Below are 7,667 nucleotides of genomic sequence, written 5' to 3'. Positions count from 1 at the left end.
GAAGGCCGAGCGCGATCACGATAGACAACACTTCAATGATCATAGGATTCTCCTTTCAGATTGCCCTCCAGCTTGGAGGCGCAGTGTTTATAATCACCGCAAAAGAAACCGCTTACAACCGTTTCTGAATTGCATGGATCGTGCCAACTCTGTCACCTTTTCGACAAATCCAGCATTCGCGCCACTTTGTAGTCACCGGGCACCGACACCCGAATGATAGCGCTTGCAAAATTTTCCGGATTTCCGGAATTATGCGTCCGCTTTTTTGGAATCTAGCAAAAAACCAGCCAAAAACAGCTCCGGCAAAATGTCAAAACCTTCTGCCGTCGACACCTTTCTCCTTTTTTCTATTCCGGAAACGCGGAATCTGGCAAAAATAATAGCCGGGAACTCGGCCTTGTCGCCCTGTCCCGGCTTTCAGTACGCATCCATTATTTCCGTTGGGAATACTTCTCCCACTTTTCATAAAAGCTGGACTTGCTGATTTGCAGCAACTTGGCTGCCTCCAGCTTGTTTCCGCCCGTTTGCTGCATCGCAAGCGCAAGCGCCTCCTGCTCCGTCTGTTCCATGAGCTGCTTTAAAGGCATAAGCTCTCTGAACGGCGCATCCGCCACAGGAACAACTGCCGTCTCGTCCGATGCCGGCAGCCAAATGTGCTCTTTTTTCAGCACATCGTCCTCCATCAGATGCAATGCTCTCTCCAGCACATTCCGCAGCTCGCGTACGTTCCCCGGCCAAGCATAGCCCCGCAGCACATTCCAGACCTCTTCGTCGATCACTTTGACCGTGATGCCTGTAGACTCGCCCAGTTGCTTGAGCAGGTTGGATACCAGCTCCGGCAAATCTTCCAGCCGCTCTCTCAGCGGAGGGATCGACAAGGTGACTACGTTCAGACGGTAGTAAAGGTCGGCGCGGAACTTCCCTTCCTTGATGCTCTGCAACAGATCGAGGTTCGTGGAAGCAATCACCCGCACGTCGATTGGCGTCGTCCGGACAGCGCCAACCCGCTCCACTTCCTTTTCCTGCAAAACGCGCAAAAGCTTGGCCTGCAAAGGCAGCGGCATATCCCCGATCTCATCGAGCAGAATCGTCCCGTGATTGGCCAGCTCGAACTTGCCCTTTTTCCCGCGGCGAACCGCTCCGGTGAACGCTCCTTCTTCATAGCCAAACAGCTCCGATTCCAGCAAGGTATCCGGGATCGCCGCACAGTTCACGCGAATGAACGGCCCCATCTTCCGTTTGCTCTGCGCGTGAATCGCGTGGGCAAACAGTTCCTTGCCCGTCCCGCTCTCCCCGGTAATCAATACCGTCGAATCGCTGGTCGCCACCTTTTGGGCGAATTTTTTCAGTTCCTGCAGCTTTTGGCTGTATCCGACGATCTGGTCAAAATGATAGGTCGCCCCCATCCTGCGCCGCAGTTCTTTCTTATAGTAAGTCAGCTCGTCCTTCAGCTGATCGACCATCGCAGCCAAGGCAGTCAGCTCCTGCACATCCTGAAACAGCACCGTTCCGAGTACAGCGATCACGTTGCCCTCGTCCATGATCGGAATGCGGTGGGCGATCATCTTTTGTCCCTTGATTTGCTGGATATCCGCAATCTCCGCTACACCTGCCTGGCCGACAATGTGCATCCGCGTATTTTCGATCACATCTGTAACGGGTTTGCCGATGACATCCTGCACGTTCAAAAATTCCCGATAGCTCCGGTTCATCAAAAGGATTTTGCCGTCCCTGTCCGTCACGATCATCGGCTCATGGGCATTCTCGAAGACGACCTCAAGCAACTTGCTGATTTGTTGGAGATTCCAATCCAACTGGGGCTCCCCCTTTGTCTGGTAGATCGCTTGAATGACAGCTCCTCATGATTCCATGAGCGATGGAAGCTGCGCCTGCATTTGTTTTGCCAAACGCTTGGGAGCTGCACACAAGTAACCCTCCAGCAAATAGTCCGCAAGCAGGCTGTAATCCGCAACGTTTTGGGCGCGAATGGAAACCCAGCCGTGGTGACCGATATACGGCGTCTTGTAAAAGTGCTCCTGGGCGAGCAACAGCTCTTGTGTCGTCTTGAGCACTTTGAAGGAGAGGGCGGGGCCTTCTGCGCCCCCCTCTCCCATAATGACAAACGGCTTGTCGCTTACCCGAAACGACGTATGCCCGAAGCCATCGACCTTTTCCGTCACTTCAGGCCAGCGGATCGCAAGCTCCCTGACCGCCGCTTCCATTTCCAGCCCTTCCTTGGACGTAATCCGCTCATGCGTCATCTGATCGCAACCCCCATCCTCTATCACCAATTTTCCTTGCCGCTTTTCCGCCGTTACGGCTGTTTCCTCATGATCCAATCTGTTCTGCGCTTGGCATCGGCTTTCCTTCTTTTACGCGATACAGCGGCAGTATAAAGCTCAGGCCAATCAAAAACAGAATCGCCGCGATTTCATACACAAGCATGAGGGAAAGATGCAGCTTCAGCACCCCTGCCACGCTCATCATGATCACCATGGAACCTGTAAACAGCGGGGTCAAAATGCCGTTTACCCGTCCGATAAAGGAGCTTTCCGTATATTTGAGCAGCATCGTATTGATCCCGATCTGAATGCACGGCAACAGCAATCCGGCCAAAAGCTGGGCGAGCAGCGTCAGCCACAAGTGAGTAGACACTCCGCATACGCCAAGGGCAACGGCATTGCCCAGCATTCCGAGAACGAGCAGCCTTTGCGGAGGCACATTTTTCGCCAGCGCCATCGTCAGCGCCCCTCCTACAATCATGCCCACACCTTGAACCATCAACAGCCATTGCAGGCTCTCCTTAGGCAGCTGGAGCTGTTCGGTCACCAGGAATATCGCCAGAGGCTGCACCATTCCTATACCTAGCCCCGCTGCCATGAAACAGATGCCCAACAAGGACAACACGCGACTTCTGAGCACATAGCGAACCCCGCTCGCCATCTCTTCCAGCAAGGCAGATTCCTGCTTTTCTCCCTCTTCCACCCGATCAGGCGGCAGCATGTACAGTACCCCGGCAGAAGCCAGAAAAGCAACGGCCGTAATCAGCATGGACACTTCCATCCCCCATTGCTGGAACACAAATGTACCCAAGATTGGCCCCAGAACCATAAAGATGGCAAAAAGCGTTTGATAGGCGGACATCCCCGCTTGCATCTGCTCCGCCGGAACGTGCAGCTTGAACAGTTTCATGCCCGATGGTTGGGAAAACTGCGAGAGCACGGCCGAGATCAGCGTTGCGAAAAAGATCGCCTTCCACGTTCCGAAGACAAACGTGACCAGTACGGCAATCACGGACAAGGCACTGAGCACATCGCACCAGACCATCGTTCGTTTCGGCCGCCAACGGTCAGCAAACGTTCCCGCGAGAAAAGAAAACAGAAAGATCGGCGCGTATTCCGCGACAGAAATCATGGAAACGGCGAACGGATCGCCTCCGGTATGGTCCATGACATACAGCAGTATGGCAAAATTGCGTACCCATATCCCGATTTGCAAGAACAAGCCCGACAACAAAATCGCCCTGACGTACCGATTTTTAAGCATATTTGACATAAAAAAGCCTCCTTATCCATTTGCGATCTGGACAGGAGGCACAGCATATCATCGTCAAAAAGATATAGAAACCCTCTGCAAAGAAACATCAAAGGCTCTACCATCCATTTGCCAATATGCACACATACTACTCCCATCCAAAAAACGCATCGTCTTATCCGATTGTTTTTGTGGAAACAGGAGTTAGTAAATCATTGGCTTGATGGTCACCCTTTCTTGTAGAGTGTCCCAAGAGTACCACAAAAAGTAACTGCCTGACAAGAAAAAATGTTCCCCTCTTGTCCTGCGCTACGCTTTATCCACAAACGTGATCCGCTCGGCTGCCGGAACGCGCGACTGCGGGCTTGGAATCGCTGCCGGATAGCCGATGTGCAGGTTACCCAGCACTTTTTCTCCCAGAGCAATGCCCATCGCCTCACGAAATTCCGGCTCGTGAATCCAAGGGTAAGTCTCCCAGGTCAGACCGATGCCTTTTTCCCACGCCAGCAAGCTGAAATTGTGGATGACGATGCTGGTGGACGCGAAATCATCCTGACGCTCGATCAGGTTGGGGCTTTCCTTCATAATAACTGTCATCAGCATCGGAATCGCCATGATTTTGTTGTAGAACTTTTCCCCTACTTCTTTCTTTTTGGCAGGGTCCACTTCGCGTTTTTCCTTCATGATCCGCACCGCTTCCGCGATTCTTCTGCGGCCTTCGCCATGCGTCACAATAAAACGCCACGGCTGGGTCATATGGTAGTTAGGCGCCCAGACCGCTGTATCCAACAGTTCGGCCACCAGCGCCGGGTCTACCTCGCGATTTTCAAAACGGTGAATCGAGCGGCGTTCTCTGATCAATTTTGCCAGTTCCATTTTCGTTCCTCCCTTTTTGCTTTCTCTCCCAAAATCAGAGGAGCGCCCCTTGCTCAAAGTGGCGCCCTCCTCCTGACTCTATCCAAATGGACTGCTTTTCTCTATTTTTTGGCTCTGCTAAGCAGATAGAAGAAATACGGCACCCCGATGATCGAGATGACAATGCCAACCGGCAGTTCAACCGGAGTGAATACGGTCTTGGCGATAAAGTCCGCCGCAATCACCATCAACATCCCGATTGTGCCGGATAGCGGCAAAACATGTCTGTGAGCAATACCCGTCAGGCGCTTGGCTATATGCGGAGCCATCAGACCGACAAAACCGATGCTGCCGGAAACGGAAACGCACGCGCTTACGATCCCGATACTGGACAGCAAGAGCCGATTGCGTTCTTTTTCCACCGACACCCCAAGGCTTTTCACCGATTCCTCGTTTAGCTGCATCAAGTCGAGAATATGCCCTTTGCGCAACAAGACAGGAACAAGCAGGATCAACCAGGGGAGCATTCCGGTAATATGCGTCCAGTTGGCGTTCCAGATGCTTCCGGTCAGCCAGACAGTAGCCATTTCAAAATCGTTCGGGTTCATTTTCAGCGACAAGTACAAAGCTACTGCTCCCAGCCCTGATCCGATCGCGATCCCGACCAGGATCAGCCTTTGCGGGTCAAGTGTTCCGTTGCGCCAGGCAAACATGTAAATCAACGCGGCGGCCAACAAGCCCCCGGCCAGACCAAACAGCGGCATTGCCATGATGGAGAACCAACTGGCATCCGTAAACTGTCCCTGGAAGAAAAACATGAATGCTACGACAGACGCACCTGCCCCGGCGTTGATCCCCAAAATCCCCGGATCAGCCAGACCATTGCGGGTAATGCCTTGAATGACAGCACCTGCAACACCCAAGCCATAGCCGACCAACGCTGCAATGACAATCCGCGGCAACCGAAATTCAAAAATAACGAGGTCCTGCTCAGGAGACGACCCGAGCCGCAACAAAGTGCGAACCACATCCATCACGGACATGTCGAACACGCCGTTTGTGATGCTAATGTAAGTTGCCAGTACAATCAGGATTATATTGACTGTCAGAACCAGACGAAATCTGCTTCTGTTATCATGCATGCTTGCCTCCCCCTCTCTTGTAAATCAGATAGAGGAAGAACGGCACACCGATAAATGCGGTGACAACTCCAATTGGCGTCTCAAACGGGCTGTTCATGAAGCGGCTGAAGACGTCAGACAAGCCAAGGAAAACGGCTCCCATCACGCCTGCGCACGGAACAATCCAGCGATAGTCCAGGCCGACCAGGAAACGGGTCATATGGGGAATAATTAGCCCGACAAATCCGATTTTTCCGGCTAATGCTACCGAAATGCCTGTAAGAATAACGACAGCCGTCGTTGCCAGCACTTTGACCAAGACCGTCTTTTGTCCCAGACTGAGCGAGATTTCCTCCCCCAACGACAAAATCGTAATGGACTTGGACAAGAACAGAGCCATGATAATGCCGACGACAGCAAAAGGAACCGCCAGCCAAATCAGCCCCGGTTCAAGCTGATGCAACCGCGCGTTATACCAGAAGCTTACATTTTGCGAGACTTGAAAATAAGAAGCGATAGCCGCAGAGACACCGCTCAAAAACGTTCCCGTAATCGTCCCGATTACCGCCAAAGCGACAGGCGAAAATCCATTGGGCAACAGCCTGGACAATCCGAGTACCATCACAACTGCCAGCGCCGAACCAGCCAACGACATGAAAATCATTGTCGTATTCGACGAAGCAGGCATCAGCACCATGCACAAGGTAATGGCAAAGGCCGAACCGTCGGATACCCCCATAATAGAGGGGGACGCGAGGTAGTTCCTCGTCATCCCCTGCATCAATGCTCCTGATATTGCCAAAAACGCTCCGATCATGAGTGCGCCCAACACTCGTGGCAAACGGGAATGCATAATGATTTGATGATTCACATTCCCTTCGTCAAACTGGAAGAGAGCTTGATAGACGGTGTATGCGTCAATCTGCTTAGCCCCGTACAGAATAGACAACACGATCACTAGCGCAATCGCTACGGGCGAAATCGCAAGTATGAGGATAGGTACTGCTTTTTTTGATTGCATGCGATTAACCTCGCCTACTATTACTTGGCAGACAATTTTTCAACAGCAGCTTTCAGGAAGTGTACTTTACTCCAAGCTGTTCCGCCTTGTGCGAGCGGATCAACCACGTTTACGAATACTTTGCCGTTTTTCACAGCGTTGATGCTCTTCCAGATCGGGTTGTTTTCCAAATCTTCCAGTGCTTTTGGATTGTCTTTGTTCTCATCCGCAGAGAATTGGACGAAAATGTAATCCGGGTTCATTTCGCTGAATTTCTCCAGAGAAACCACTTCTTGTGCCTTCGCTGCTTTTACTTCTGCTGGTGCTGTGAAACCCAATTCAGAGTAGAGGGATGGGTTGAAGAACACTTTTTCCGGATAAATGTTGATACTACCTTGGCGCAAACGGATTGCTACCACTTTCTTGTCTTTCAGGCCCTCACCCAATTGAGTTTTTGCTGCCTCGACTTCTTTTTTGTAGTCGTCGATCACTTTTTGAGCCTCAGCTTGCTTGCCAGTCAATTCACCCAGCAAGAGCAGGTTTGCTTCCCAGTTGGTGGAAATGTGGGAAACCGGGAACGCTGTAGTGATCTTGGTCAATTTCTCAAAAGTTTCAGGCGGGAACTTGCTGCTGCCCAGAATGACTTCTGGTTTCATGGACACGATGCTTTCCAGGTTCAGCTGGATTTTCTCGCCAGTGGATTTTGCTTCTCCGGTAATCGGAGCAAACATCTCAGGGAACTTGCCACCGATGGAAATGGCCCCAACCGGTTTTACGCCGAGCACGAGCGCATCTTCCATGGACTCCATGCTGCCTGTGATAGCGATCCGTTCTACTTTGCTTGGGACAGTGTATTCTTTATCGAGGTATTTGATCGTGCGTGTCTCTTGTTTGGCACCCTCTTCAGCAGGTTTTTCCGCTGTTGTCGTAGTCGCAGCAGGTGTGGTGCTGTTGTTCGTTGCCGTGGAGTTTGCAGCCTGGTTGCCGCCGCACGCAGTCAGTGCAATTGCCAGCATGGCGATGCTAAGACCCAGATATACCTTTTTCATTACTTGAAAAGCCCCTCTCATATGTTTGTATATGATCTTTATTGATAACGATTATCATTCGTGATTATAATGCATCTGCTTATCCGCGACCATGGACGATATCCAGAA

At 51.7% G+C, this 7,667-nt stretch carries 8 protein-coding genes (1 of these 8 running past the window's edge); all 8 read right to left on the bottom strand.

Annotated elements, in window-relative coordinates:
- Nucleotides 1-43 carry the beginning of a GntP family permease gene (locus NST23_RS02135; protein ID WP_122962217.1) on the bottom strand. 1,340 nt of this gene lie to the left of the window's left edge, so the window shows 43 of its 1,383 coding nt (coding positions 1-43); it begins with the start codon at nucleotides 41-43; its stop codon lies off the left edge, out of view.
- A gap of 388 nt (nucleotides 44-431) precedes the next feature.
- Nucleotides 432-1,814, bottom strand: coding sequence for a sigma-54 interaction domain-containing protein (locus NST23_RS02130; protein WP_122962216.1), 1,383 nt, complete (start codon nucleotides 1,812-1,814; stop codon nucleotides 432-434).
- Between the two features lie 45 nt (nucleotides 1,815-1,859).
- Nucleotides 1,860-2,339, bottom strand: coding sequence for an MmcQ/YjbR family DNA-binding protein (locus NST23_RS02125; RefSeq protein ID WP_229049794.1), 480 nt, complete (start codon nucleotides 2,337-2,339; stop codon nucleotides 1,860-1,862).
- Entirely contained in the window at nucleotides 2,329-3,555 is a 1,227-nt protein-coding gene (locus NST23_RS02120; protein ID WP_217023402.1) for an MFS transporter, read from the bottom strand. The genes NST23_RS02125 and NST23_RS02120 overlap by 11 nt, the downstream gene beginning before the upstream one ends.
- A 288-nt stretch (nucleotides 3,556-3,843) precedes the next feature.
- On the bottom strand, nucleotides 3,844-4,410 hold the full coding sequence (locus NST23_RS02115) for a nitroreductase family protein (RefSeq protein WP_173597935.1): 567 nt from the start codon (nucleotides 4,408-4,410) through the stop codon (nucleotides 3,844-3,846).
- 101 nt (nucleotides 4,411-4,511) lie between these two features.
- Nucleotides 4,512-5,531, bottom strand: coding sequence for a FecCD family ABC transporter permease (locus NST23_RS02110; RefSeq protein WP_340963030.1), 1,020 nt, complete (start codon nucleotides 5,529-5,531; stop codon nucleotides 4,512-4,514).
- Complete coding sequence (locus tag NST23_RS02105) at nucleotides 5,524-6,531, bottom strand: FecCD family ABC transporter permease (RefSeq protein ID WP_122962213.1); 1,008 nt, start codon at nucleotides 6,529-6,531, stop codon at nucleotides 5,524-5,526. Before NST23_RS02105 ends, NST23_RS02110 begins: the two co-directional genes overlap by 8 nt.
- A 20-nt stretch (nucleotides 6,532-6,551) precedes the next feature.
- Nucleotides 6,552-7,559: an iron-hydroxamate ABC transporter substrate-binding protein gene (locus tag NST23_RS02100; RefSeq protein WP_217023397.1), complete on the bottom strand. Its 1,008-nt coding sequence runs from the start codon at nucleotides 7,557-7,559 to the stop codon at nucleotides 6,552-6,554.
- Nucleotides 7,560-7,667: the final 108 nt, after the last annotated feature.

This window comes from Brevibacillus sp. FSL K6-0770, from assembly GCF_038000275.1.
Classification (GTDB): domain Bacteria; phylum Bacillota; class Bacilli; order Brevibacillales; family Brevibacillaceae; genus Brevibacillus; species Brevibacillus parabrevis.
Note: the sequence above shows the minus strand (reverse complement) of the source record. Positions and strands in the feature narration are given on the sequence as shown.